Below are 22879 nucleotides of genomic sequence, written 5' to 3'. Positions count from 1 at the left end.
GTTGCTGTTACTGGTTGCCGCAGGCCGACGTGGTCACGGCCCCGTCCAGCCAGGGCAGGTCGTGCCCCATCCGGTCCCGCTTGGTGCGCAGGTAGCGCAGGTTGTGCTCGCCCGCCTCCATGGGCATCGGCTCCCGGTCGGAAACCTTGATGCCGTGGCTGATGAGGGCCGCCGACTTCTCGGGGTTGTTGGTCAGCAGCCGGACGCTGTGGACGCCGAGGTCGGCGAGCATCTGCGCGCCGGCGCCGTAGTCGCGGGCGTCGGCCGGCAGGCCCAGCTCCAGGTTGGCGTCGAGGGTGTCGCGGCCGCGCTCCTGGAGCTCGTACGCGCGCAGCTTGGACAGCAGGCCGATGCCCCGGCCCTCGTGGCCGCGCAGGTACACGATCACACCGCGGCCGGCCGCCTGGACCCGCTCCATGGCGGTGTGCAGCTGGGGGCCGCAGTCGCAGCGCTGCGACTGGAAGATGTCCCCGGTCAGGCACTCGGAGTGCATGCGGACCAGGACGTCCTCGCCGTCGCCGATCTCGCCGTGGACGAGGGCGACGTGCTCGACGCCGTCGACGGTGGAGCGGAACCCGTACGCCGTGAAGTGGCCGAAGGAGGTCGGCAGGCTGACCTTGGCCTCGCGGCGCACGGTCGGCTCGGCGGAGCGGCGGTAGGCGATCAGGTCCTCGATGGAGATGATCGTCAGGCCGTGCTTGCGGGCGAAGGGGATCAGCTCGGGCAGCCGCAGCATCACCCCGTCCTCGCCGGCGATCTCCACGATGGCCCCGGCCGGGCGCAGGCCCGCGAGGCGGGCGAGGTCGACGGCGGCCTCGGTGTGGCCGTTGCGGACGAGTACGCCGCCGGGCTTGGCGCGCAGCGGGAACACGTGCCCGGGGCGCACGAAGTCGCCCGGACCCGAGACCCCGTCGGCCAGCAGCCGCAGGGTGGTGGCGCGGTCGGCGGCCGAGATGCCGGTGGTGACGCCGTGGGCGCCGCTCGCGTCGACGGAGACGGTGAAGGCGGTCTGCATCGACTCGGTGTTGTGCTGGACCATCTGCGGGAGTTCGAGCCGCTCCAGCTCGTCGCCCTCCAGCGGGGCGCAGATCAGGCCGCGGCACTCGCTCATCATGAACGCGATGATCTCGGGGGTGGCCTTCTCGGCCGCGATGACGAGGTCGCCCTCGTTCTCGCGGTCCTCGTCGTCGACGACGACCACCGGACGGCCGGCCGCGATGTCGCGGATGGCCTGCTCGACGGGGTCGAGCCGGAACGTCTCCAGCTCGACGTCGGGCACGGGCTTCAGGACGGGGTTCGGGTTCGAGGGGGTCATGCCGTTGCTCCTTCCAGAGCCGGGGCGGTGGTGGTGGTGCGCGAGCGCTGGTACCAGTCGTAGGCGCCCCAGACGACGAGGGCGAAGTACACGACGTAGACGAGGCCGGAGAAGGCATAGCCGGTGGAGAAGGCAAGGGGGACGCCCACGACGTCCACCAGGAGCCAGGCAAACCAGAACTCGACCATGCCCTTGGCCTGGGCGTACATGGCCACGAGGGTGCCGACGAAGATGTACGCGTCGGGCCACGGGGCCCAGGAGAGATTCGGAAACACGGTGAACAGGCCGCCGACGGCCAGGGTGCCGAGGGCCGCGGCGCCGAGGAGGAAGCCGCGCTCACGCCAGGTGGCGAACCGAACGGCGAGCGTGCCGTCCTGAGCCTTCTGGCGACCGCGGTTCCACATGGCCCAGCCCCACACGGCCACGATGATCACCACGGCCTGCTTGCCGGCCATGCCGCTCATACCGCCGAAGGCGAACGTGGTGAAGAGGATGGCGCCGGACAACAGCTGGGCGGGCCAGGTCCATATGGAACGGCGCCAGCCGAGCGCGAGGGCGATCAGGCCCATCGTGTTGCCGACCATGTCGCTCCACTTGATGCCCTTGCCGAAGGCCACGAAGGCATCGCTGTTGATCCAGGTCAGGGCGCTCACTGCGACTCCCCCGTCCGGTGCGGCACGTCTGAGGCCAGAGGGGTGACGCCGGCGGCGAGCAGTCGCTCCACGTACTTGGCCAGGACGTCGACCTCGAGGTTGACCGGGTCGCCGGGCTTCTTGATGCCCAGGGTGGTCAGCGCGAGGGTGGTGGGGATGAGGCTGATGGTGAACCAGTCGGCGGCGGCCTCGACCACGGTGAGGCTCACGCCGTCGACCGTGATGGAGCCCTTCTCGACCACGTAGCGGGAGAGGTTCTCCGGGAGGGCGACCTTGACGATCTCCCAGTGCTCGGAGGGGGTCCGGTCGAGGATCTCGCCGGTTCCGTCCACGTGCCCCTGCACCAGGTGGCCGCCGAGCCGTCCGCCGAGCGCCATCGGGCGCTCCAGGTTGACCCGGGAGCCGTGGGTGAGGGCGCCGAGGCTGGAGCGGTTCAGGGTCTCCTGCATGACGTCGGCGGTGAACTCGCCGTCACCGGTCTCCACGACCGTCAGGCAGACGCCGTTCACGGCGATGGAGTCCCCGTGCTTGGCGTCCTCGGTGACGACCGGGCCGCGCAGGCGGAAGCGGGAGGCTTCGGCGAGCTCCTCGACGGCGACGACCTCGCCCAGTTCTTCGACGATTCCGGTGAACACTCAGTGCTCCTTGAGGGCTGTGAGGACGGTGGGGGCGGACGGGGCCGACGCGGGGACGGCGGTGACGCGGATGTCCGTGCCGACGCGGACGGTTTCGGTGATCCGGAGCCGGAGCGCGTCGGCGAGGGTGCCGATGCCGGCGTCGGCGAGGGCGAGCGGGCCCGCGCCGAGGAGTACGGGGGCGAGGTAGCCGACGACCTTGTCGACGGCCCCGGCGGCGACGAAGGCGCCGGCCAGGGTGGGCCCGCCCTCGAGGAGGACGGAGCGGATGCCGCGCCCGTACAGCTCGCGCAGCAGGGCGTCCACGGAGATCCCGTACTTGTCGTACGGGAGCCGGGCCAGCTCCACTCCGGCGAGGTGGCGGGTGTCGGCATCCTCGGCGACGGCGATCAGGGTGGGCGCGGCCTCGTCCAGGACCCGGGCGGTGGGCCGGATGGTGGCATGGGTGTCCAGGACCACGCGCAGGGGCTGGTCGGCGGCGGTGAAGCCGTCGATCCCCCGTACCGCGAGGTGCGGGTCGTCGGCGCGCAGGGTGCCGGAGCCCACGACGACGGCGTCGGACTCGGCGCGCAGCCGGTGGACGTCGGCGCGGGACTCGGGGGAGCTGATCCACTGGCTGGTGCCGTCGGCGGCCGCGATGCGGCCGTCGAGGGTCGCGGCGTACTTCCACAGGATGTACGGGCGGCCCAGGCGTACGGAGGTCAGCCAGGCGGCGTTGCCCGCTTCGGCCTCCTCGGCGAGCAGCCCGGCCGCCGTGTCGATCCCGGCGGCGCGCAGGGTGGCTCCGCCGCCGCTGGCCTGCGGGTTCGGGTCGGAGACCGCGTAGACCACGCGGGTGATCCCGGCGGCGATCAGGGCCTGTGCGCAGGGCCCCGTACGGCCGGTGTGGTCGCAGGGTTCGAGGGTGACGTAGGCGGTGCCGCCACGGGCCGCCGGGCCTGCCGCGTTCAGGGCGTGGATCTCGGCGTGCGGGCCGCCGGCCCGCTCGTGCCAGCCTTCGCCGACGACGGCGCCCGAGGCATCGGTGATGACGCAGCCGACGACGGGGTTGGGGCTGGTGGAGCCGAGTCCGCGGGCGGCGAGCTCGATGGCTCGGCGCATGGCGCGGGTGCCCGCGTCGGGTGCTGCGTGCGCGGCGTGGTTCGCCACCGGGTCCTCCTGCCTCATCGGGCACGGACTCCGGGGCCTGTCGGGATACGACAGATGAAGCGGGTAGCACACGCGGGGACGCCGAGGCCGGAAAACGATCCGTTCGACGGCACGTCCCGAGGGATGTGCCGATGGACCGCCGACGGCGGCGTACCGGTGACTGGCCCGCCGCGCACTGCCTCCCATCCGGACTTTAACCGTCGGTCCAGGAATTTCACCTGGTCAACCGGCCGCTGGCTGCGGACGGGTCGCGGACTATAACCGCCGGTTCGGAATTACACCGACCCCGGAGTGCGCTGCTACTGGTACTGAAGCCAGTGTGCCACGGGTGATCGGCGGCCATGCGGGTGAGTCAATGTGGCCTGGGTCACACATGCGGCCACTCCCTGGCACGGATTGCGCCGTTCGGCCGATCCCTCCCCCGCACATGCGCGCGAGATCCCCTTGACGGAACCCGCTCCGGGTCTTGCCGGATCGCGCACTTTGGTCCAGACCTATTGACGGGTTGGTCTAGTCCTCTTAACGTTCCCTTCATCTTCCCCGGGAGACAGCCCGTCAGATGTGCGCACGTCACGGGCCAACACGCACCACGTTTCAGCCTGTTGTGTCCTGCCATCCTCCCCTCCCCAGGAGGCACAATGCTGTCCCCCACCAAGACGCGGGCCATGCTCCTGACGTCCGGCGCCGCAATCGCCGGTCTGCTGGTAGCCGGGCTCTCGGCGGGCGTCTCGCACGCCGCCGACAACGAGTCCTGTCGCCCCGACGGTCTGTACAAGACCGCGGGCGTGGACGTCCCGTACTGCTCGGTCTACGACACCGAGGGCCGCGAGAAGATGGGCGCCGACCACCAGCGCCGCGTCATCGGCTACTTCACGGGCTGGCGCACGGGCAAGGACGGCACCCCCGCCTACCTGCCCAGCAACATCCCGTGGTCCAAGGTCACCCACCTGAACTACGCCTTCGCCCACGTCGACGGCAGCAACAAGATCTCGGTCGGCGCGGACAACGCGAACAACTCCGCCACCGGGATGACCTGGCCGGGCGTCGCGGGTGCCGAGATGGACCCCACCCTCCCTTACAAGGGCAATTTCAACCTTCTGAACAAATTCAAGAAGCAGAACCCGAACGTCAAGACGCTGATCTCGGTCGGCGGCTGGGCGGAGACCGGCGGCTACTTCGGCGACGACGGCAACCGCGTCGCGTCGGGCGGCTTCTACTCGATGGCGACCAACGCCGACGGCTCGGTCAACCAGGCCGGCATCAACACCTTCGCGGACTCCTCGGTCGAGTTCATCCGCAAGTACGGGTTCAACGGCGTCGACATCGACTACGAGTACCCGACCACGATGAAGGACGCGGGCAACCCGCTCGACTGGCAGCTGTCCAACGCCCGCCGGGCCGGGCTGGTCCAGGGCTACGACGCCCTGATGAAGTCCCTGCGCGAGAAGCTCGACCGGGCCGGCGCCGCCGACGGCAAGCACTACCTGCTGACCGTCGCCGCCCCCTCCTCCGGCTACCTGCTGCGGGGCATGGAGACCTTCCAGATGCAGAAGTATCTGGACTACGTCAACATCATGTCCTACGACCTGCACGGCGCCTGGAACGAGTACGTCGGCCCCAACGCCTCGCTCTTCGACGACGGCAAGGACGCCGAGCTGGCGGCCGCCAACGTCTACGGCAGCTCCCAGTACGGCGGCATCGGCTACCTCAACACCGACTGGGCCTACCACTACTTCCGCGGCTCCATGCCGGCCGGCCGCATCAACATCGGCCTGCCCTACTACACCCGCGGCTTCAAGAACGTCCAGGGCGGCACCGACGGCCTGTGGGGCAAGGCGGCGGCGACCACCTGCCCGGCCGGCGCGGGTCTGACCAAGTGCGGTGACGGCGCGGTCGGCATCGACAACCTGTGGCACGACAAGGACACCAACGGGGTCGAGTCCCCGGCCGGTTCCAACCCGATGTGGCACGCCAAGAACCTCGAAAAGGGCATCGTCGGCGACTACGTCACCAAGTACGGCTTCCCCGCGAACACCACGCTGACCGGCACCTACGTCCGCAAGTACGACGCGAACCTGGTCGCCCCGTGGCTGTGGAACGCGCAGAAGAAGGTCTTCCTCTCCACGGAGGACGAGCAGTCGGTGGCGGCCAAGGCCGACTACGTGGTCAACCGCGGCATCGGCGGCACCATGGTCTGGGAGATGGCCGGCGACTACGGCTGGAACGCCGCCAAGGGCCAGTACGAGATCGGCGACACGCTGACCTCCGTGATGTACGACAAGTTCAAGGCGGCCTCCCCGTACGGCGCCAAGAAGTCCAACACCGCCCTGCCGACGCAGGCCGTGGACATCAAGACGGAGTTCAACGAGTTCAAGCTCGGCGACTCCAACTACCCGATCACCCCGAAGCTCAAGATCACCAACAACACGAACGCGACGCTTCCGGGCGGCACGGAGTTCCAGTTCGACTACTCGACGGCGGCTCCGGCCAACGCCTCCGACCAGTCGGGCTTCGGCACCAAGGTGATCAAGAGCGACCACACCGGCGGCAACGCCGGCGGTCTGAAGGGCGACTTCCACCGGGTCTCGCTGAAGCTCCCGGCGTGGCAGACGCTCGCCCCGGGCGCCTCGGTCGACCTGGCCTTCAACTACTACCTGCCGGTGTCCACGCCCTCCAACTGGACCGTGAACATCTCCGGCACGACGTACGCCCTCGCCGGTGACCTGGCGCGCGGCACCACGGTGGTCCAGCCGGGCAGCACCACGCCGCCCACCACCCCGCCGACCACGCCGCCCACCACCCCGCCGACGACTCCGCCGACCACTCCCCCGACCACGCCGCCGACCACCCCGCCCACGACTCCTCCGGGCGGCACGTGCACCAACCCCGCGTACGTGGCGGGCACGGTCTACAACAGCGGCAGCGTCGTCTCGCACCAGGGCCACAACTGGAAGGCCCAGTGGTGGACGCAGAACGAGACGCCCGGCACCACGGGCGAGTGGGGCGTCTGGAAGGACCAGGGCGCCTGCTGACTCCCCGCGCGGTGACCGCATAGGTGACCGCGCAGGTGAAGGAACGTGAGGACCCGGTGGCCCGGCGGCCACCGGGTCCTCGCGTTTCCCGGACCGGTCGGCGGTCTTGCCGGGTTCGTACGCGGCGATGGCCCCGGGGCGCAGGGGTCAGGCCGTGAAGAGGACGGACTGCGCCGATTCGCGGGCCGCGAGCCGCGCGCCCGTGAGCACCGCCGTATCGCCGAGCGCGCCGGCCCGGACCTCGGTCGGGACCGGGCTCAGGGCGGTGAGGCGGCGGGCGACCCGGGCCGCCAGGGCGGGTCCGCCCGCGCGGCCGAGTTCCCCGCCGAGCACGACGCAGCCGGGGTCCAGGATCGCGGCGACGGCCGCCGCCCCCAGCGCCAGCCGCTCGGCCAGGGCGTCGAGGAACTCCGGTCCGGCCGCGCCCGCGACGGCCTCCTCGACCGGCCCGTCGTAGCCGTGGGCGGCGGCGAGGGCCGTCACCCCGGCCCGCCCGGCCAGCTGGTGGAAGCCGCCGTCGCAGTTCGAGGCCGACGGGAGGCCGCCCGTCCCGGGCACCGGCAGGAAGCCGATCTCCCCCGCTCCGCCGGAGGCGCCCCGGCGCAGCCGCCCGTCCAGGACCACGGCGGCGCCGACCCCTTCGCCGAGCCAGAGCAGCACGAAGGAGTCCAGGTCCCGGGCGGCTCCGACGCGCTGTTCGGCCAGGGCCGCCAGATTGGTCTCGTTCTCCACCACGACCACCGCCGGCAGCCGCCGCTGCACCGCCGCCACCAGGTCCCGGTGCCAGGCGGGCAGGCCGGCGGTGTCGCGGAGCTCTCCGGTGCCCGGGGCCACCAGCCCCGGCGCTCCGATCACCACCGTGTGGAGCCGGTCGGCGCCCGCCTCGCGGACGAGGTCCTCCAGCCGGTCCACCGCTTCGTCCACGGCGTCCACCGGCAGGGCCGCCTGCGCCAGCGGCCGGCCGAGGAGGTCGGCGACGACCGCCGTGGCGCTGTCCGTCCGCACGTCGAGCGCGGCGAGGTGGGCCCGCCGCGCGACGATCCCGTAGAGCTTGGCGTTGGGTCCGCGCCGCTGTTCGCCGGACTCCCCGACGACCTCGATCAGTCCGGCTCCGGTGAGGCGTTCCACCAGGTCGGCTACGGAGGGGCGGGACAGGCCGGTCAGCTCCTTCAGCTGGGGCGCCGTCAGGGGTCCTTCCTCCTGGAGGAGTTCGAGGGCGAGCCGGTCGTTGATGGCCCGGGCCGTGCTCGGCGACGCGGGGGACGGGGCGTGGGACGCGGCGCGGGTGAGGGCGGTCAGGGCCTTGGCAGGAGTCACGTCGCCCATCCTAGGAGTTCCGGGGGCTAACTATCAGGCAGGGTCCCTGATAGTTTACGTGTCATGACCGGGGAAACCGACCTCAGCCCGGCGCGACTGCGCCATGCCCGCTTCGCCATCGCCGGCGTCTTCTGCGCTCACGGCGCGGTCACCGGCTCCTTCGCGACCCGCATCCCCTGGATCCAGGACCACGCGCAGCTCAGCGCCGGCACCCTGGGCCTGGCCCTCGCCTTCCCCGCGCTCGGCGCGGCCTTCACGATGCCGCTGGCCGGCCGCATCAACCACCGCTTCGGCGCGCGCACCGCCCTGCGGATGCTGCTGAGCCTGTGGACGCTCGCCCTCATCCTCCCGAGCCTCGCCCCGAACCTGTGGACGCTCTGCTTCGTGCTCTTCGTCTACGGGGCCACCGCCGGCATGTCGGACGTGGCGATGAACGCGCTGGGCGTGGAGACCGAGAACCGGCTGAAGCGCTCGATCATGTCCTCGCTGCACGGCATGTGGAGCGTGGGCGCCCTGATCGGCTCGGCCGCCGGCACGGTCGCCGCGCACGCCGGCGCCGATGCCCGCCTGCACCACCTGGTCGCCGCGCTCGCCCTGACGCTGTTCGGGCTGATCGCCGTACGGGGCGTCCTGGACCTGCGCACCGACACCGGCGGGGAGGAAGCGCCGCCGCACTTCGCGCTGCCGCCCAAGTCCGCGCTGTTCATCGGCGCGATCGGTTTCTGCGCGGTCTTCGCGGAGGGCGCGAGCCTGGACTGGTCCGCGGTGTACCTGCGGGACGTGCTGCACACGGACGCCGGTCTCGCCGCCGCCTCGACCACCGCCTTCGCGCTGACGATGGCGCTGGCCCGGCTGGTCGGGGACAAGGTCGTGGACCGCTTCGGGGCCGTACGCACGGTCCGCGCGGGCGGCGCGCTGGCCACCGCGGGCGGGCTGCTCGTGGTCACGGTCCGCCATCCGGCCGCGGCCCTGACCGGCTTCGGGCTGATCGGGCTCGGCATCGCCGTGGTGGTCCCGCTCGCCTTCGCGGCGGCCGCGCGCAGCGGGCCGGCCCCGGCGCAGGCCATCGCCGGTGTCGCGACGATCACGTACACCTCGGGGCTGATCGCCCCCTCGGCGATCGGCGCGGTGGCCGACGCGACCTCGCTCGTGGTGTCGTTCGGGCTGGTCACGCTGCTGTCGTTCGCCCTGATCCTGGGGGCGACCGTACTGCGGCAGCGGCCGGTGGCGGCGGAGGTCCCGATCATCAACCGGGACGAACCCGCGCCTATCCGGCCGTAATATGTCGCCTGGTCACCTACGGACTCGTAGCGTGACCACGCTTCCGACGAACGACGCGGTACGAACGAAAAGCGGTGGAACATGGGCCTCGGCGTGCGCTGGACCCTGCACGGAGACGGGCGGACCCCCGCCCCCGGCGCGGTGGTGCGGCCGGACGAGCGGCTGTCGTGGCCGCGGACCGCCGGGCTGGGGGCCCAGCACGTCGTGGCGATGTTCGGAGCCAGCTTCGTGGCGCCGGTCCTGATGGGGCTGGACCCGAACCTCGCCATCATGATGTCCGGTGTCGCCACCGTCATCTTCCTGCTGGCGACCCGCGGCCGGGTCCCCTCGTACCTGGGCTGCTCGCTCTCCTTCGTCGGGGTCGCGGCGGCGATCCGGGCGAGCGGCGGGGACAGCGCGGTCGTCACGGGCGCGGTCTTCGTGGTCGGCGCGGCGCTGTTCCTGGCGGGGCTGGCGGTCCAGCGGTTCGGGGCCCGGATCATCCACGCGGCGATGCCGCCGGTGGTGACGGGCGCGGTCGTGATGCTGATCGGCTTCAACCTGGCGCCCGTGACGGCGTCCACGTACTGGCCCCAGGACCAGTGGACGGCCCTGCTGACGATGGCCTTCACCGGACTGGCCGTGGTCTGCCTGCGGGGCTTCTGGTCGCGGATCGCGATCTTCCTCGGCCTGGTCTTCGGGTACGGCATCTCCTGGATCTTCGACCTCGTCTTCGGGAAGATCCACTCGACGGTGGGCGGTCCCGAGGCGGTGGACCACTGGAGGCTCGACCTCTCGGGGGTCGCCAGGGCCGACTGGGTCGGGCTGCCGACCTTCCACGCGCCGGCCTTCGAGTGGTCGGCGATCCTGATCGCGCTGCCGGTGGTCATCGCGCTGATCGCGGAGAACGCCGGACACATCAAGGCCGTCGGCGAGATGACCGGCGACTCGCTCGACGACAAGCTCGGCACGGCCATCGCGGCCGACGGCGCCGCCTCGATGCTCTCCACGGCGGTGGGCGGCCCGCCGAACACCACGTACTCCGAGAACATCGGCGTCATGGCGGCCACCCGCGTGTACTCCACGGCGGCCTACTGGGCCGCGGCCGGCTTCGCCCTCCTCTTCGGCCTGTGCCCCAAGTTCGGCGCGGTCGTCGCCGCGATCCCCGGCGGGGTGCTGGGCGGGATCACCGTGATCCTGTACGGCATGATCGGCCTGCTCGGCGCGCAGATCTGGATCAACGGCCGGGTGGACCTGCGCAATCCGCTGAACCTGGTGCCGGCCGCGGCGGGCATCATCATCGGCGTCGGCGGGGTCAAGCTGAACATCACCGACAGCTTCGAGCTGGGCGGGATCGCGCTCGGCACGATCGTCGTGATCACGGGCTACCACGCGCTGCGGTACTTCGCCCCGCCGCACCTGAAGCGGCAGGAACCGCTGCTGGACGCGGGCACGTCGGCGTACGACGACACCGAGGAGGGTTCCTCCGGAGAGCCCGGCGACAAGCGGGGTTGACGGAGTTTCGCCCGAACCGGCGAAGCGTACGGCCAAGTTCCCCTGATCCCGGCCCGCGGCTGCGACGCTGCGTCCCATGGTCCCCATGGAAGCGGTGCTGGCGCGGATGCGCGCCCTGGACGAGCGGCTCCCCGAGCGGGACGGCGTCGCCGTCTTCAACCGGGTGTACCTCACGGTGACGCAGACCCTGCACGAGGGGATCGCGCACGGCGCCTTCCCCTCGCCCCGCCGGGCGGAAGCCCTCAGCGTCCGCTTCGCCGAGCGCTACCTGACGGCGGTGGAGGCCGAGCGGGCCCCGGCGTGCTGGCGGCCGCTCCTCCAGTACCGCCGTCACCCCGGGATCCGGCCGCTCCAGCACGCGCTGGCCGGGATCAACGCGCACATCGGCCACGACCTGGCGCTGGCGGTGGTCGCCACCTGCCGCTCGCTCGACTGCGAGCCCGCGGCGCTCGAAGCGGACTTCGACCGGGTCGGCGACACCCTGGTCTCCTTGGAGGAGCACATCCGGGAGGACCTGATGCCGGGCCCGGACCTGCTGGAGATCGCGGACCCCCTGACGCACCTCCTCGGCGCCTGGAGCCTGGAGCGGGCCCGAGCGGGGGCCTGGGCCTCGGCCCGCCTGCTCTGGTCCCTGCGCCGCTCCCCCGACCTGGCGGAGGAGTTCACCGAGTCCCTCGACGCGGGCGTCGGCCTGGTGGGCCGCTGCCTGCTGACGCCTACGGGGTGAAACCGGCAACCCTGCGGGGCTGTTCCGGGGGCCAGCCCCCGCACCCCCGCTCCTCGAACGCCGGAGGGCTGGATTTTGGCCGGCGTCCGGCTGGAAGGGTTCGGGCGCGGCCCGGAGAACGGGCGAAGGGCGGGTAGGGGACTCCGCCCCGCAGGGCCGAACCAGCCGCACCCGCCCACCGGGCCCGCGCCGGGACGGCGGTGGCGGCAGCCCCGACCGGCCACCGCCGGACGGAGTCCGGCTCAGCGCCGCGAAGCCCAGGAGGCCCGCCAGGGCCGAGTGGTGCGAGCGGCGCGTTAAAGAATCAGTCCTCCGGGAGTTCGACCGGGGCTATCTCGTCGTAGACGTCGCCCGGGCCGGGGTTGGTGGAGTCCGTGGAGCCGCCGAGGTGGTGCATGACGCCCCAGACGGCGTTGAGGGCCGTCTGGACCGCGCCCTCCGCCCAGCCCGCCGTCCAGGAGATGTCGTCGCCCGCGAGGAAGATGCCGCGCTTGTCCTCGGGGAGGCGGTCCTGCATGAAGTGGGTGAACAGGCGGCGCTGGTAGCGGTAGTGGCCCGGCAGGTTGGCCTTGAACGCGCCCATGAAGTAGGGCTCGTTCTCCCAGGACACGGTCACCGGGTTGCCGATGATGTGGCGGCGGATGTCGACCTTGGGGTAGATCTCGCCGAGGGACTTCAGCATGACCTCCATCCGCTCGTTCGCGGACAGCGGCAGCCACTTCAGGCTGTCGTCGCACCAGGTGTAGGAGAGGCAGATGACGGCCGGCTTGTCGGGGCCGTTGTCGAGGAGGTACGTGCCGCGGGTCATGCGGTCGGTCAGGGTCATCGACATGACGTCGCGGCCCGTTTCCTCGTCCTTGTCCAGCCAGAACGGGCGGTCCACCGGGATGAAGAGCTTCGAGGACTCCATGTAGTGGGTGCGCTCGATCGCCGTCCAGTGGTCGATCGGGAAGAGCGTGTCGTCGCACGCGATCTTCGACAGCAGCATCCAGGACTGGGCCGTGAAGATCGCGGCGCGGTACGTGCGGATGTCGCCCGAGGCGTCCGTGACCGTGATGCGGTTGCCCGCCGTGCGGTGCAGGCGGGTGACCGCCGGGCGCGGGGTGCCCCCGTGAAGGGAGGAGAGCGAGGTGCCCTGGGCCCAGTGCACGATCTTCTCGGGCTCTCGGTCCCACATGCGCAGCGGGAGCTGCTGCGAGCCGCCCACGATGCCGCGGTGGTGGTCGTCGGCCTCGGTGTAGACGACGCGCAGGATCTCCAGGATGGAGTTCGGGAAGTCGGTGTCCCAGCCGCCCGTGCCGAAACCGACCTGGCCGAAGATCTCGCGCTTGCGGAAGGACTTGAAGGCCTCGGACTTGCAGAGGAACCCGTAGAAGGTCTCGTCGTCGAGCTTCTCGACGAGCTTCGCCCAGATCTCCCGGATGCGCGGGACGTCCCGCTCGCGCATCGCGGTGTTCATGTCGGAGAAGTCGGCGCCCTCGTCCAGGCAGGCGTTCCACGCGGCGGACACGTCGCGGTAGACCTGCGGGAGGTCGGCGATGGTCTCGGCGTAGTGGGTCTCGCCCTTGAGGTCCACCACCGTCGAGGGGGTGGCCTCGGCGAGCGGGTTCGGGAAGGGCTCGGTGATCAGGCCGACGAGGTCGATGTAGTGCTGGAGGGCCGTGGAGGACGGCGGGAAGCGCATGGCGCCCATCTCCGCGGTCAGCTCCTCGGTGCCCGCTCCCTCGAAGCCCACCGTGCGCAGCCGGCCGCCGATCTGGTCGGCCTCGTAGACGACGGGCTTGAGGCCCATCTTCATCAGCTCGTAGGCGGAGATGATGCCCGACAGCCCGCCGCCGATGACGGCGACCTCGGTGCCGTGCTCGGTCGCCGGGACCTGCCCGAGGCCCGCCGGGTGGGCGAGGAAGTCGTCGTACGCGTAGGGGAAGTCCGGGCCGAACATCGTGATCGGCAGCTGTCCGTCGCTGTGCGGGACGGCGGTGGTGGGCACCGTGGACGTCATGGGGTACGACTCCTAGCGGGGTGGGGCAGGGGGGAAGGGCAAGCCGGAGGGGGCGGCGGCGGGCGCGGGGCCTCGGTCAGACGAGCGAGGCGTACAGCCCGGGGCGGCGGTCTCGCAGGTACGGGTTGGTCTCGCGCGAGACGCGCAGCAGCTCGGGGTCGGCCTCGCCGAACACCAGCTCCTCGCCGCGCCCGGCCCTGGTCCGTGTGGTCCCGTCCGGGCCGGCCAGGCAGCTGAGCCCGACGAACTCGAACTCGCCTTCCGGGCCGGTGCGGTTGACGTACGCGATGTACATCTGGTTCTCGAAGGCCCGTACGGGTACCAGCTGTTCGGCGACGAACTGGAACGGGTGCATCTGCGCGGTCGGCACCAGGAGGAGGTCGGTGCCGGCGAGGGCGTGCGCCCGGACGTTCTCGGGGAACTCCACGTCGTAGCAGATCATGACGCCGACGCGCAGGCCGCCGAGGTCCGCCTGGACCACCGGGGTGTCGCCCGGGGTGAAGGCCGCCTGCTCGAAGCCGCCGAAGAGGTGGGTCTTGCGGTAGTTCGCGAGCCGCTCCCCGTCGGGGCCGACGAGCTGCGCCGCGTTGTAGACGGCGTCGCCGTCCCGCTCGGGGTAGCCGTAGAGCACGGCCAGCCCGTGTCGGCGGGCGATCTCGCCGATGGCGCGGGCGGACATGCCGTCGGCCGGTTCGGCGAGCCGGGCGATGTCCTCGATCTCCAGCGCGTAGCCGGTCAGGAACATCTCCGAGGTCACGAGGAGCCCGGCCCCCGCCTGTGCGGCGCGTGCCACGGCCTCTTCGAGCGCCTTCAGGTTGTCGGCGGTGTCGCCGAGCCGTCCGGAACTCTGGAGGAGGGCGGTGCGCAACGGGGGCATGGGCGGACCTCTGTGGCAGGAGGGGTGGGGGTCCCTCAACGGTACGTTCGTGCGTTCGACCGCGACAAGGCGCGACCGTTGCGCGCCGCGCATCGATTCGTTGCGCATCGGCGGGAGAAAGCGGCGATTCGTTGCGCGAGGGCTCCGCGAACGGTCCGAAAGGCCTTTTCGGGGGGTCTACCGGCCCGGACGGAAGGCCGGGTGCACGCTCAGCCTGCGCAGGTCTTCCAGGATGTCGGGAGCGTGGTTGGAGACCACCCGGCCGCTCCAGCCGTCACAGAGCGCGGGGACGGTGAGCGTCCCGTCGTGGTCGTGCCCGGCGGCCTCGTAGGCGCGGCGCAGCGCCTCGTGCCCGGCGGGGTCGGAGCCGGGCCGCAGCACGGTCAGGGCGACCGTGTCCCGCAGGCCCAGGTCGGCGAAGGCGGCGGTGACGCCGAGGCAGCTCGGACAGTCGTCGGCGGCCACGTAGAGCCGGTACCGGTGCGGCTCCGGCGAGAAGCCGGTCCCGATCCGGCCCCGGAGGACCTCGGGCCGGCGGGGCTGGATCGGGGTCTGGGCAGGGGCCTGGGCAGGACCCTGGACATGGGCCTGGGCAGGGGTCTGGGCAGGGGTCTGGACATGCGTCTGGGGCATGGCTCTCCTCGGTCTGTCTGCGTACGTACGTGCGTGCTCGGCGGGGCCTCAGGAGGCCGGGGCCGTGGCGCTGCAGACGCGGAGGAGATCTATGTGCAGCCGGCGGGTGAGCCAGGAGCGGCGCAGCGGGGTGGTGGAGGAGGAGGGTGTGGCGAGCTGGTTCACCGGGTCCCCTTCCTGTCCGCTGCCCCCATTAGGCTGGCGTTCGCAGTCTCGTGGCACCGCCAGGGGCCGTCAAGACCGCCCGCACGAGTTGCCTTACGAGTACCGCACAAGTGTCGGACCAGCCGTACGAGTGCCGTACGAGTGTCTGCTCCCGATGGAAGGAAGCTCCCGCCCATGTCCCGCGAGTCCCGGCCCGACGCAGTCCTCGACAATCCCGTCTGGGCCGCGCTGGGCGGCCCGCACCAGGGCTTCGCCGAGGCCGGTCCCGCCGGGCTCGCCGCCCGGTACGCGGCCGGCGTATCGCCCTTCGCCGCCCTCCACGACCCGGAGGATCCGCGGGCCTGGGCGGATCTGGCCGAGCTCACCGGCCCCGGCCGGGAGGTCTGGGTGACCGGGCTGCCGACCCCGCCCGCGGGCTGGGAGACCCTGATGTCCATACCGGGCGTGCAGCTCGACGGCCGGGCGGTCCGCGGCAAGGAGGAGCCGGAGGCGGTCCTGCTGGGGCCCGCCGACGTGCCCGAGATGCTGGAGCTGGTCGAGCTGACCCGGCCCGGCCCCTTCGGGGAGCGCACCGTCGAGCTGGGCACGTACCTCGGGATCCGCCGGGGCGGCCGGCTCGTCGCGATGGCGGGCGAGCGGATGCGGCCGCCGGGCTGGTCGGAGATCAGCGCCGTGTGCACGCATCCCGACCACCGTGGCGAGGGGCTCGCCGGACGGCTGGTCCGCGCGGTCGCGGCCGCCGTGGAGGAGCGCGGGGACGCCCCGTTCCTGCACGCCGCGGCGCAGAACACCCACGCCGTGGGGCTGTACCTCTCGATGGGCTTCACCCTGCGCCGCGAGCCGGTCTTCATCGGGCTTCGCACGCCCGACACGAAGCGTTAACACGGATTGACATTCCACCCGTTGTGGCCCGGTCTCCCCTGATCTAGCGTCGGAGGGACGGCCGGAACACGAGGTGGAAGGGGGTGGCAGGGCATGACCGTACGAACCGCCGGCGCCGCCCTCACCCCGCGCCGCTCCGTCCACCTGCACTCCCGCGCGCACATCGACCTCCTGCGCGTCGCCGGTTGCCTCTGTCGTTCCTGATCAGCGTTCCGCGATCCGATTCGTTCTTCGCCGCGCCGTCCGATCAGGAGGCAGTTCCGTCATGCCCGTGCACCCTTCCCCCTCCTCCCCCTCCCCCGCGCTCCACCTCGCCGTCGCCCTCGACGGCGCGGGCTGGCATCCCGCCGCCTGGCGCGAACCGGGGGCCGGAGCCGACCGGTTGTTCACCGCCGGCCACTGGGCCGCGCTCGTCGCCGAGGCGGAGGCGGGACTGCTGGACTTCGTCACCTTCGAGGACTCGCTGAGCCTGCAGTCCACCGATCCGGCGGGGCCCGACGGCCGCACCGACCTGGTGCGGGGCCGGCTCGACGCGGTGCTCGTCGCCGCCCGGGTGGCGCCGCTCAGCCGGCACATCGGGCTGGTGCCGAGCGTGGTGGCCACCCACACGGAGCCCTTCCACGTCTCCAAGGCGCTCGCCACCCTGGACTACGTGAGCCGCGGGCGCGCCGGGCTGCGCATCCAGATCTCCGAACGCCCGGACGAGGTGGGCCACTTCGGGCGCCGTACGACGCCCCTGGACCCGACCGAGCTGTACGCGGAAGCCGCCGACCACGTCGAGGTGGTGCGGCGGCTGTGGGACAGCTGGGAGGACGACGCCGAGATCCGGGACGTGGCCACCGGTCGGTTCATCGACCGCGCCAAACTGCACTACATCGACTTCGAGGGCCCCCGTTTCAGCGTGAAGGGTCCCTCCATCACCCCCCGGCCGCCCCAGGGCCTGCCCCCGGTCAGCGCACTGGCCTCCGACGCCGCCGTGTACCCCTTCCTCGCCCGGTCGGCCGACATCGGCTACGTGACGGCGCACGACGCCGGCGAGGTCCGCGCCGCCGTCGCCGCGCTCCCCGCCACCCCCCATCTGTTCGGCGAGCTGACGGTCTTCCTCGACGAGCGGCAAGCCACGGCGGAGCGGCGGCTCCAGCGGCTGGACGCCGCGCACGGGGCCGCGTACACGAGTGACGCCCGCGTGTTCGCGGGGACTCCGGCGGACCTCGCCGACCTGCTGCTGGAGTGGCGGGAGGCCGGGCTGACCGGCTTCCGGCTGCGGCCGGGGGTGCTCGCGCACGACCTGCCGGCGATCACCCGCGGCCTGGTCCCGGAGCTCCAGCGGCGCGGGGTGTTCCGGCAGGCCTACGAGGCCTCCTCGCTCCGCGGCCTGCTGGGGCTGGCACGCCCGGCGAACCGGTACGCGGCCCCCCTCGCCGCCGCCACCTCCCCCGCTTCTTCTCCCGCCGCCTGATCCCCCAGGAAGGACCGACAGCAGCCATGAGCAAGCCGCTCAAGCAGATCCATCTCGCAGCGCACTTCCCCGGGGTCAACAGCACCACCGTGTGGAGCGATCCGGCCGCCGGGAGCCAGATCGACTTCGATTCCTTCGTCCATTTCGCACGGACCGCCGAGCGCGCGAAGTTCGACTTCCTCTTCCTCGCCGAGGGTCTGCGCCTGCGCGAACAGGGCGGTGAGATATACGACTTGGACGTGGTGGGCCGCCCGGACACCTTCACCGTGCTGGCGGCGCTCGCCGCCGTCACCGAACACCTCGGGCTGACCGGCACCATCAACTCCACTTTCAACGAACCGTACGAGGTGGCCCGCCAGTTCGCCTCCCTCGACCACCTGTCGGGGGGCCGCGCGGCCTGGAACGTGGTCACCTCCTGGGACGCCTTCACCGGCGAGAACTTCCGGCGCGGCGGCTTCCTGCCGCGCGAGGAACGCTACGAGCGGGCGAAGGAGTTCCTCGACACCGCCCACGAGCTCTTCGACTCCTGGGACGGCGGCGAGATCCTCGCCGACCCGGTCTCCGGGGAGTTCCTGCGCGACGCGGGCCCCGGCGCCTTCGCCCACGGGGGCAAGCAGTTCGACATCTCCGGGCACTTCAACGTGCCGCGCAGCCCCCAGGGGCGGCCGGTGATCTTCCAGGCGGGCGATTCGGACGAGGGCCGGGAGTTCGCCGCGGCCTCCGCGGACGCCATCTTCGGCCGGTACCGCACGCTGGAGGAGGGCCGCGCCTTCTACGCGGACGTGAAGGGGCGCCTGTCCCGGTACGGACGCACCCCCGACGAGCTGAAGATCCTGCCGGCGGCGAGCTTCGTGCTCGGCGACACCGACGCCGAGGCGCGGGAACTGGCCCACGAGGTGCGGCTCCAGCAGGTCAGCGGGGCGACCGCGATCAAGTACCTGGAGCACGTGTGGAACCGGGACCTGTCCGGTTACGACCCGGACGGGCCGCTGCCGGACGTCGATCCCGAGCCCGGGGAGAACACCATCGCGCTGGGGCGGGCGAGCGTGCGCATGCACGGGGACCCGGTGGCCGTCGCGCGGGAGTGGCGGGAGCTGGCCGCCGCCGAGGGCCTGTCGATCCGGGAGCTGGTGATACGGACCACCGCCCGGCAGTCCTTCGTCGGCTCGCCCCTCACCGTCGCCCAGGCCATCGACGGCCTGGTCCAGGCGGACGCGGCCGACGGATTCATCCTGGTCCCGCACCTGACGCCCGGCGGGCTCGACGCCTTCGCGGACACCGTCGTCCCGCTGCTCCAGGAGCGCGGGGTGTTCCGCCGGGAGTACGAGGGCCCGACGCTGCGCGACCACCTCGGGCTGGCCGCGCCGCGCACGCTCGCCCCGGTCCGCGGCTGAAGCGCGCCGACCAGCGACACGTCCGGGCCCGCGGGCCCGCATCCGAAGCCGTCACAGAGAAGGGGCCACACCATGCCCGGTATCCCGCTCGGGGTCCTCGACCTCATCCCGATCCCGTCCGGCTCCACGGCGGCCGAGGCCCTGCGCTCCACCGTAGACCTGGCCCGGCAGGCCGAGCGGTTCGGCTACACCCGCTACTGGTTCGCCGAGCACCACCTGAACACGGGTGTCGCGGGGACCTCGCCCGCCGTCGTGCTGGCGCTGACCGCCTCGGCCACCTCCACGATCCGGATCGGCTCGGGGGCGGTCCAGCTCGGGCACCGCACGGCCCTGTCCACGGTCGAGGAGTTCGGCCTGCTGGACGCGGTGCACCCCGGGCGGATCGACCTCGGTCTGGGCCGCTCGGCGGGCGGCCCGCCCGCGCGCCGGGCCGGCGCCGAGCCGCCGGTGGCGTACACCACGGCGAACGGGCTGCGCATACCGAAGCCGTTCTCCTTCGCCCACCTGCGAGATCACCCGCGCATCGCGCTCCACAACCGGCTGCTGCAGCTGCCGGGTGCCACGCCGCAGGAGTACACCGAGCAAGTGGGCGACGTACTGGCCCTGTTGCGCGGGGAGTACCGAACGCCGGAGGGCGTGGAGGGGCACGCCGTACCCGGCGAGGGGGCCGAGGTGCAGGTGTGGATCCTGGGCAGCAGTGCGGGGGTGAGCGCGGAGACGGCCGGGGCGGGCGGGCTGCGGTTCACGGCGAACTACCACGTGAGCCCGGCGAGCGTGCTGGAGGCCGCCGAGGCCTACCGGGCGGCCTTCAAGCCCTCGGCGGAGCCGGGCGGGCTGGACCGGCCGTACCTGAGCGTGTCCGCCGACGTGGTGGTCGCTCCGGACGACGACGAGGCCCGGGAACTGGCCGCCGGGTACGCGCCCTGGGTGCACGGCATCAGGACGGGCGACGGCGCGATCCCCTTCCCCACGCCCGGGGAGGCCCGCGCGCTGACCCGGGACTGGTCGGCGGCCGACCACGAGCTGGTGGCGGACCGGGTGGAGACCCAGTTCGCCGGCTCCCCGGCCACCGTCGCCGACGCGCTGGAGCGGCTGTGGGAGGCGACCGGCGCGGACGAGCTGCTGATAACCACGATCACGCACGGGCACGCCGACCGGGTGCGCTCGTACCGGCTGCTGGCCGGGGAGTGGGCCCGCCGGGGGCATCTGCGCTGGTAGCGCGGACCCTTACGGGGCTCGGGCGGGCGGGGCCGCGGGGATCCGGGGTCGGGCATGTGGCCGGGGGCTGCGGGGTCCGGGCGGGGCCGCGGGGATCCGGGGTCGGGCATGCGGCCGGCGGGGGTTTGGTGCCGTGCGGAGCGGTCACACGCGCAGGAGAGCATCCGGCGACCGCAGCGCGAAAGGAACCGTCATGACCCACAGGGCCTCCAGGGCCGGCACAACCACTGCGACCCCCGCGCCCCCGACTCCCCGGATATCGGCCGGTGCCGCCCAGCCCGGTCCGGGCTCCCACCACTGGCAGTGGCAGCTGCGCGCGGCCTGCCGCGCACTCGGCTCGAACCGGTTCTTCCACCCCGCGGGCGAGCGGGGCGAGGACCGGGAGGAGCGCGACGCGGCGGCGAAGCGGGTCTGCGCCGACTGCCCGGTGCGCGCGGCGTGCCTGGAGCACGCCCTGCGCACGCGGGAGCCGTACGGAGTGTGGGGCGGCCTGACCGAGGAGGAGCGCCGCACGCTGCTCGTCCGCTCCCGCAGGACCGGCAGGAGCCCGGCTGCCCTCGCGGCCGCGGCGGCCACCGCACCGGAGGGACGGACCGGGCGGAGCGGCCCCGCTACGCGGGCGCGCCGGAAGTGAAGCGGCGCAGCAGCGGGGAGAGGACGAGCACGGACTTGGTGCGCTCCACGAAGGGCTCGCCCGCGATCCGCTCCAGGACCCGCTCGAAGTGCCGCATGTCGGAGGCGAAGATCTGGACGAGGGCGTCCGCGTCGCCGGTGACGGTCGACGCGGACACCACCTCGGGGTAGCGCTCCAGGCCCCGCCGGATGTCGTCCGGCGAGGTGTTGTGGCGGCAGTACATCTCGATGAAGCCCTCGGTCTCCCAGCCCATCGAGGCGGGGTCCACGCGGACGGTGAAGCCGGTGATGGCTCCTTCGGCGCGCAGCCGGTCCACGCGCCGCTTCACGGCGGGGGCGGACAGTCCGACCTCGGAGCCGATGTCCGCGAAGGAGCGGCGGGCGTCCTTGGCCAGGGCGTGCACGATGCGTTCGTCGAGATCGTTCAGTCGCACTGCGCGTGGATCACTTCTCTGCTGCGGCCGACTGCGTAGCGGTCGGCTGGGCTGTGGCCAGTCGGGAGCGGCGGATGCCGTAGAGGAAGTAGATCACGAGCCCGACGGCCATCCAGCCACCGAAGACCTGCCAGGTGACGGCGTCGAGGCTCCACATCACCCAGCCGCAGGCCAGGAAGCCGAGGATCGGCGTGAGCGGGAACAGGGCCACCTTGAAGGTGCGCGGCATGTCCGGGCGGGTGAAGCGCAGGATGATCACGGCGACGTTGACCAGGCCGAAGGCGAAGAGCGTGCCGATGCTGGTGGCGTCGGCCAGCTTGCCGAGCGGGATGGTGGCGGCGAGGAGTCCACAGAAGAGGCCGACGATCACCACGTTCGCGCGGGGAACGCCGGTGCGCGCGTTGACCTTGCCGAACGCCTTGGGCACGAGGCCGTCGCGGGACATCGCGAAGAGGATTCGGGTCTGTCCGTAGAGCACGGCGAAGACGACCGAGGCGATGGCGACGACGGCGCCCGCGGCGAGGACGACGCCCCAGACGCTGTGGCCGGTGACGTCGGTCATGATCTGGGCGAGCGCGGCCTCGGTGCCCTCGAAGTCCTGCCACGGCATGGCGCCGACGGCGACGAAGGCGACGAGGACGTAGAGGACCGTGACGATCAACAGCGAGAGCATGATCGCGCGGGGCAGGTCGCGCTTGGGGTTCTTCGCTTCCTCACCGGCGGTGGAGGCGGCGTCGAAGCCGATGTAGGAGAAGAAGAGGGTGCCGGCCGCGGCCATGACACCGTCCCGGCCGAGCGGGTTGAAGTTCGAGTAGTTGCCGGACTTGATGCCCATGGCGCCGATGCCGATGAAGAGCAGCAGGGTGACGATCTTCACGCCGACCATGATCGAGTTGATCCGGGCGCTCTCCTTGGCTCCGCGCATGAGGAAGACCATGGCGAGCAGGACGACGACGAGCGCCGGCAGGTTGATGAAGCCGCCCTCGCCCAGCGGGGCGGAGACGCTCTCCGGGATGGTGATCCCTATCGTGCCGTCGAGGAATTCGTTGAGGTACTCGCCCCAGCCGACGGCGACCGCCGCGACGGAGACCCCGTACTCCAGGATCAGGCACCAGCCGCAGACCCAGGCGACGAGTTCGCCCATGGTGGCGTAGGCGTACGAGTACGAGGATCCGGAGACCGGCACCGATCCGGCCAGCTCCGCGTAGGAGAGGGCCGAGAACAGGGCGGTCAGGCCCGCGATGATGAAGGAGATCGTGACGGCGGGACCGGCCTTGGGGGCCGCGGTGCCGAGGACGACGAAGATGCCGGTGCCGAGCGTCGCACCGATGCTGATCATCGTCAGCTGCCACATGGTGAGCGAGCGGCGCAGGGACCCGCCCTCGCCCTGGCCGCCCTCGGCGACCAGCTGCTCCACCGGCTTGCGGCGCAGCAGGGGGTGGGCCGCCTTGGGGCGCGCGGACGTGAGCGGTGGCGCCTGGCCGTGGTCGAGCACGAGGGGACTCCTTTGTCACTGCGGGTGGGGTTTCAGGCGTCGACCGCAGCGGTCCGGAGCAGGAGCAGGCCGCAAGGGCCTGGG

The 22879-nt window shown here is 72.1% G+C and carries 21 protein-coding genes and 1 riboswitch; of the genes, 10 read left to right on the top strand and 11 right to left on the bottom strand.

Going from position 1 to position 22879, the window contains the following annotated elements:
• Window positions 1-7: 7 nt before the first annotated feature.
• Genes OG730_RS33805 through ribD form a run of 4 tightly spaced genes read right to left on the bottom strand, consistent with a single transcriptional unit; the run spans window position 8 to window position 3770 of the window.
• Window positions 8-1315: a bifunctional 3,4-dihydroxy-2-butanone-4-phosphate synthase/GTP cyclohydrolase II gene (locus OG730_RS33805; protein WP_327307788.1), complete on the bottom strand. Its 1308-nt coding sequence runs from the start codon at window positions 1313-1315 to the stop codon at window positions 8-10.
• On the bottom strand, window positions 1312-1959 hold the full coding sequence (locus OG730_RS33800) for a nicotinamide mononucleotide transporter family protein (RefSeq protein WP_442815227.1): 648 nt from the start codon (window positions 1957-1959) through the stop codon (window positions 1312-1314). The genes OG730_RS33805 and OG730_RS33800 overlap by 4 nt, the downstream gene beginning before the upstream one ends.
• A gap of 5 nt (window positions 1960-1964) precedes the next feature.
• Complete coding sequence (locus tag OG730_RS33795; protein WP_327307786.1) at window positions 1965-2603, bottom strand: riboflavin synthase; 639 nt, start codon at window positions 2601-2603, stop codon at window positions 1965-1967.
• Window positions 2604-3770, bottom strand: a complete 1167-nt coding sequence (gene ribD, locus OG730_RS33790; RefSeq protein ID WP_442815107.1) for a bifunctional diaminohydroxyphosphoribosylaminopyrimidine deaminase/5-amino-6-(5-phosphoribosylamino)uracil reductase RibD — start codon at window positions 3768-3770, stop codon at window positions 2604-2606.
• Window positions 3771-3920: 150 nt separating this feature from the next.
• A riboswitch (FMN riboswitch) is annotated at window positions 3921-4051 on the bottom strand.
• A 339-nt stretch (window positions 4052-4390) separates the two neighbouring features.
• On the opposite strand from ribD, the gene OG730_RS33785 reads away from it, so the two are divergent.
• A complete protein-coding gene (locus OG730_RS33785; RefSeq protein ID WP_327307785.1) occupies window positions 4391-6784 on the top strand; it encodes a chitinase C-terminal domain-containing protein in 2394 nt (797 codons plus the stop codon).
• Window positions 6785-6931: 147 nt separating this feature from the next.
• Here the strand turns inward: OG730_RS33785 and OG730_RS33780 are convergent, their stop codons facing one another.
• Window positions 6932-8110 carry an ROK family transcriptional regulator gene (locus OG730_RS33780; RefSeq protein ID WP_327307784.1) on the bottom strand — a complete coding sequence of 393 codons (1179 nt, stop codon included), beginning with the start codon at window positions 8108-8110 and terminating at the stop codon, window positions 6932-6934.
• Between the two features lie 54 nt (window positions 8111-8164).
• Here OG730_RS33780 and OG730_RS33775 point away from each other — a divergent pair, with 54 nt between their 5' ends.
• From OG730_RS33775 to OG730_RS33765, 3 genes are all read left to right on the top strand, one after another.
• Complete coding sequence (locus OG730_RS33775) at window positions 8165-9382, top strand: MFS transporter (RefSeq protein WP_327307783.1); 1218 nt, start codon at window positions 8165-8167, stop codon at window positions 9380-9382.
• An 81-nt stretch (window positions 9383-9463) separates the two neighbouring features.
• On the top strand, window positions 9464-10876 hold the full coding sequence (locus tag OG730_RS33770) for a uracil-xanthine permease family protein (RefSeq protein WP_327307782.1): 1413 nt from the start codon (window positions 9464-9466) through the stop codon (window positions 10874-10876).
• A gap of 76 nt (window positions 10877-10952) precedes the next feature.
• Window positions 10953-11603, top strand: a complete 651-nt coding sequence (locus OG730_RS33765; RefSeq protein WP_327307781.1) for a DUF5995 family protein — start codon at window positions 10953-10955, stop codon at window positions 11601-11603.
• A gap of 304 nt (window positions 11604-11907) precedes the next feature.
• Here the strand turns inward: OG730_RS33765 and OG730_RS33760 are convergent, their stop codons facing one another.
• From OG730_RS33760 to OG730_RS33745, 4 genes are all read right to left on the bottom strand, one after another.
• A complete protein-coding gene (locus OG730_RS33760; protein WP_327307780.1) occupies window positions 11908-13605 on the bottom strand; it encodes a flavin monoamine oxidase family protein in 1698 nt (565 codons plus the stop codon).
• Window positions 13606-13681: 76 nt separating this feature from the next.
• Window positions 13682-14482 (bottom strand): carbon-nitrogen hydrolase family protein, encoded by an 801-nt coding sequence (locus tag OG730_RS33755; protein ID WP_327307779.1) that lies wholly within the window; start codon window positions 14480-14482, stop codon window positions 13682-13684.
• Window positions 14483-14659: 177 nt separating this feature from the next.
• A complete protein-coding gene (locus tag OG730_RS33750; RefSeq protein ID WP_327307777.1) occupies window positions 14660-15115 on the bottom strand; it encodes a glutathione S-transferase family protein in 456 nt (151 codons plus the stop codon).
• A gap of 48 nt (window positions 15116-15163) precedes the next feature.
• Window positions 15164-15280: a cell envelope biogenesis protein OmpA gene (locus OG730_RS33745; RefSeq protein ID WP_327307776.1), complete on the bottom strand. Its 117-nt coding sequence runs from the start codon at window positions 15278-15280 to the stop codon at window positions 15164-15166.
• Between the two features lie 174 nt (window positions 15281-15454).
• On the opposite strand from OG730_RS33745, the gene OG730_RS33740 reads away from it, so the two are divergent.
• The 6 genes from OG730_RS33740 to OG730_RS33715 all read left to right on the top strand — a co-directional run bounded on the left by OG730_RS33740 (window position 15455) and on the right by OG730_RS33715 (window position 20867).
• Window positions 15455-16162 carry a GNAT family N-acetyltransferase gene (locus tag OG730_RS33740; RefSeq protein ID WP_327307775.1) on the top strand — a complete coding sequence of 236 codons (708 nt, stop codon included), beginning with the start codon at window positions 15455-15457 and terminating at the stop codon, window positions 16160-16162.
• A 93-nt stretch (window positions 16163-16255) separates the two neighbouring features.
• Window positions 16256-16366: a putative leader peptide gene (locus OG730_RS33735; RefSeq protein WP_327307774.1), complete on the top strand. Its 111-nt coding sequence runs from the start codon at window positions 16256-16258 to the stop codon at window positions 16364-16366.
• Between the two features lie 61 nt (window positions 16367-16427).
• A complete protein-coding gene (locus tag OG730_RS33730; RefSeq protein WP_327307773.1) occupies window positions 16428-17621 on the top strand; it encodes an LLM class flavin-dependent oxidoreductase in 1194 nt (397 codons plus the stop codon).
• 26 nt (window positions 17622-17647) lie between these two features.
• Window positions 17648-19015 (top strand): NtaA/DmoA family FMN-dependent monooxygenase, encoded by a 1368-nt coding sequence (locus OG730_RS33725; RefSeq protein WP_327307772.1) that lies wholly within the window; start codon window positions 17648-17650, stop codon window positions 19013-19015.
• Between the two features lie 72 nt (window positions 19016-19087).
• Window positions 19088-20233, top strand: a complete 1146-nt coding sequence (locus OG730_RS33720; RefSeq protein ID WP_327307771.1) for an LLM class flavin-dependent oxidoreductase — start codon at window positions 19088-19090, stop codon at window positions 20231-20233.
• Between the two features lie 193 nt (window positions 20234-20426).
• Window positions 20427-20867 carry a WhiB family transcriptional regulator gene (locus tag OG730_RS33715; protein ID WP_327307770.1) on the top strand — a complete coding sequence of 147 codons (441 nt, stop codon included), beginning with the start codon at window positions 20427-20429 and terminating at the stop codon, window positions 20865-20867.
• Here the strand turns inward: OG730_RS33715 and OG730_RS33710 are convergent.
• Together OG730_RS33710 and OG730_RS33705 are read right to left on the bottom strand one after the other, a co-directional pair.
• Window positions 20845-21300, bottom strand: a complete 456-nt coding sequence (locus OG730_RS33710; RefSeq protein ID WP_243334460.1) for an Lrp/AsnC family transcriptional regulator — start codon at window positions 21298-21300, stop codon at window positions 20845-20847. The genes OG730_RS33715 and OG730_RS33710 overlap by 23 nt on opposite strands.
• 10 nt (window positions 21301-21310) lie before the next feature.
• Complete coding sequence (locus OG730_RS33705) at window positions 21311-22795, bottom strand: amino acid permease (protein WP_327307769.1); 1485 nt, start codon at window positions 22793-22795, stop codon at window positions 21311-21313.
• Window positions 22796-22879 lie beyond the last annotated feature (84 nt).

It is taken from the genome of Streptomyces sp. NBC_01298, assembly GCF_035978755.1.
In the GTDB taxonomy this organism is placed as follows: Bacteria; Actinomycetota; Actinomycetes; order Streptomycetales; family Streptomycetaceae; genus Streptomyces.
The sequence above is the reverse complement of the archived record's forward strand: the minus strand, read 5'-3'. Positions and strand labels throughout refer to the sequence as shown.

Coding starts and splice junctions, on each gene's coding strand:
- OG730_RS33750 (WP_327307777.1), bottom strand. CDS start 15,115: ATGCCCCAGACGCATGTCCAGACCCCTGCCCAGACCCCTGCCCAGGCC.
- OG730_RS33715 (WP_327307770.1), top strand. CDS start 20,427: ATGACCCACAGGGCCTCCAGGGCCGGCACAACCACTGCGACCCCCGCG.
- OG730_RS33720 (WP_327307771.1), top strand. CDS start 19,088: ATGCCCGGTATCCCGCTCGGGGTCCTCGACCTCATCCCGATCCCGTCC.
- OG730_RS33785 (WP_327307785.1), top strand. CDS start 4,391: ATGCTGTCCCCCACCAAGACGCGGGCCATGCTCCTGACGTCCGGCGCC.
- OG730_RS33780 (WP_327307784.1), bottom strand. CDS start 8,110: ATGGGCGACGTGACTCCTGCCAAGGCCCTGACCGCCCTCACCCGCGCC.
- OG730_RS33760 (WP_327307780.1), bottom strand. CDS start 13,605: ATGACGTCCACGGTGCCCACCACCGCCGTCCCGCACAGCGACGGACAG.
- ribD (WP_442815107.1), bottom strand. CDS start 3,770: ATGAGGCAGGAGGACCCGGTGGCGAACCACGCCGCGCACGCAGCACCC.
- OG730_RS33765 (WP_327307781.1), top strand. CDS start 10,953: ATGGTCCCCATGGAAGCGGTGCTGGCGCGGATGCGCGCCCTGGACGAG.
- OG730_RS33730 (WP_327307773.1), top strand. CDS start 16,428: ATGCCCGTGCACCCTTCCCCCTCCTCCCCCTCCCCCGCGCTCCACCTC.
- OG730_RS33805 (WP_327307788.1), bottom strand. CDS start 1,315: ATGACCCCCTCGAACCCGAACCCCGTCCTGAAGCCCGTGCCCGACGTC.
- OG730_RS33735 (WP_327307774.1), top strand. CDS start 16,256: ATGACCGTACGAACCGCCGGCGCCGCCCTCACCCCGCGCCGCTCCGTC.
- OG730_RS33775 (WP_327307783.1), top strand. CDS start 8,165: ATGACCGGGGAAACCGACCTCAGCCCGGCGCGACTGCGCCATGCCCGC.
- OG730_RS33770 (WP_327307782.1), top strand. CDS start 9,464: ATGGGCCTCGGCGTGCGCTGGACCCTGCACGGAGACGGGCGGACCCCC.
- OG730_RS33740 (WP_327307775.1), top strand. CDS start 15,455: ATGTCCCGCGAGTCCCGGCCCGACGCAGTCCTCGACAATCCCGTCTGG.
- OG730_RS33725 (WP_327307772.1), top strand. CDS start 17,648: ATGAGCAAGCCGCTCAAGCAGATCCATCTCGCAGCGCACTTCCCCGGG.
- OG730_RS33755 (WP_327307779.1), bottom strand. CDS start 14,482: ATGCCCCCGTTGCGCACCGCCCTCCTCCAGAGTTCCGGACGGCTCGGC.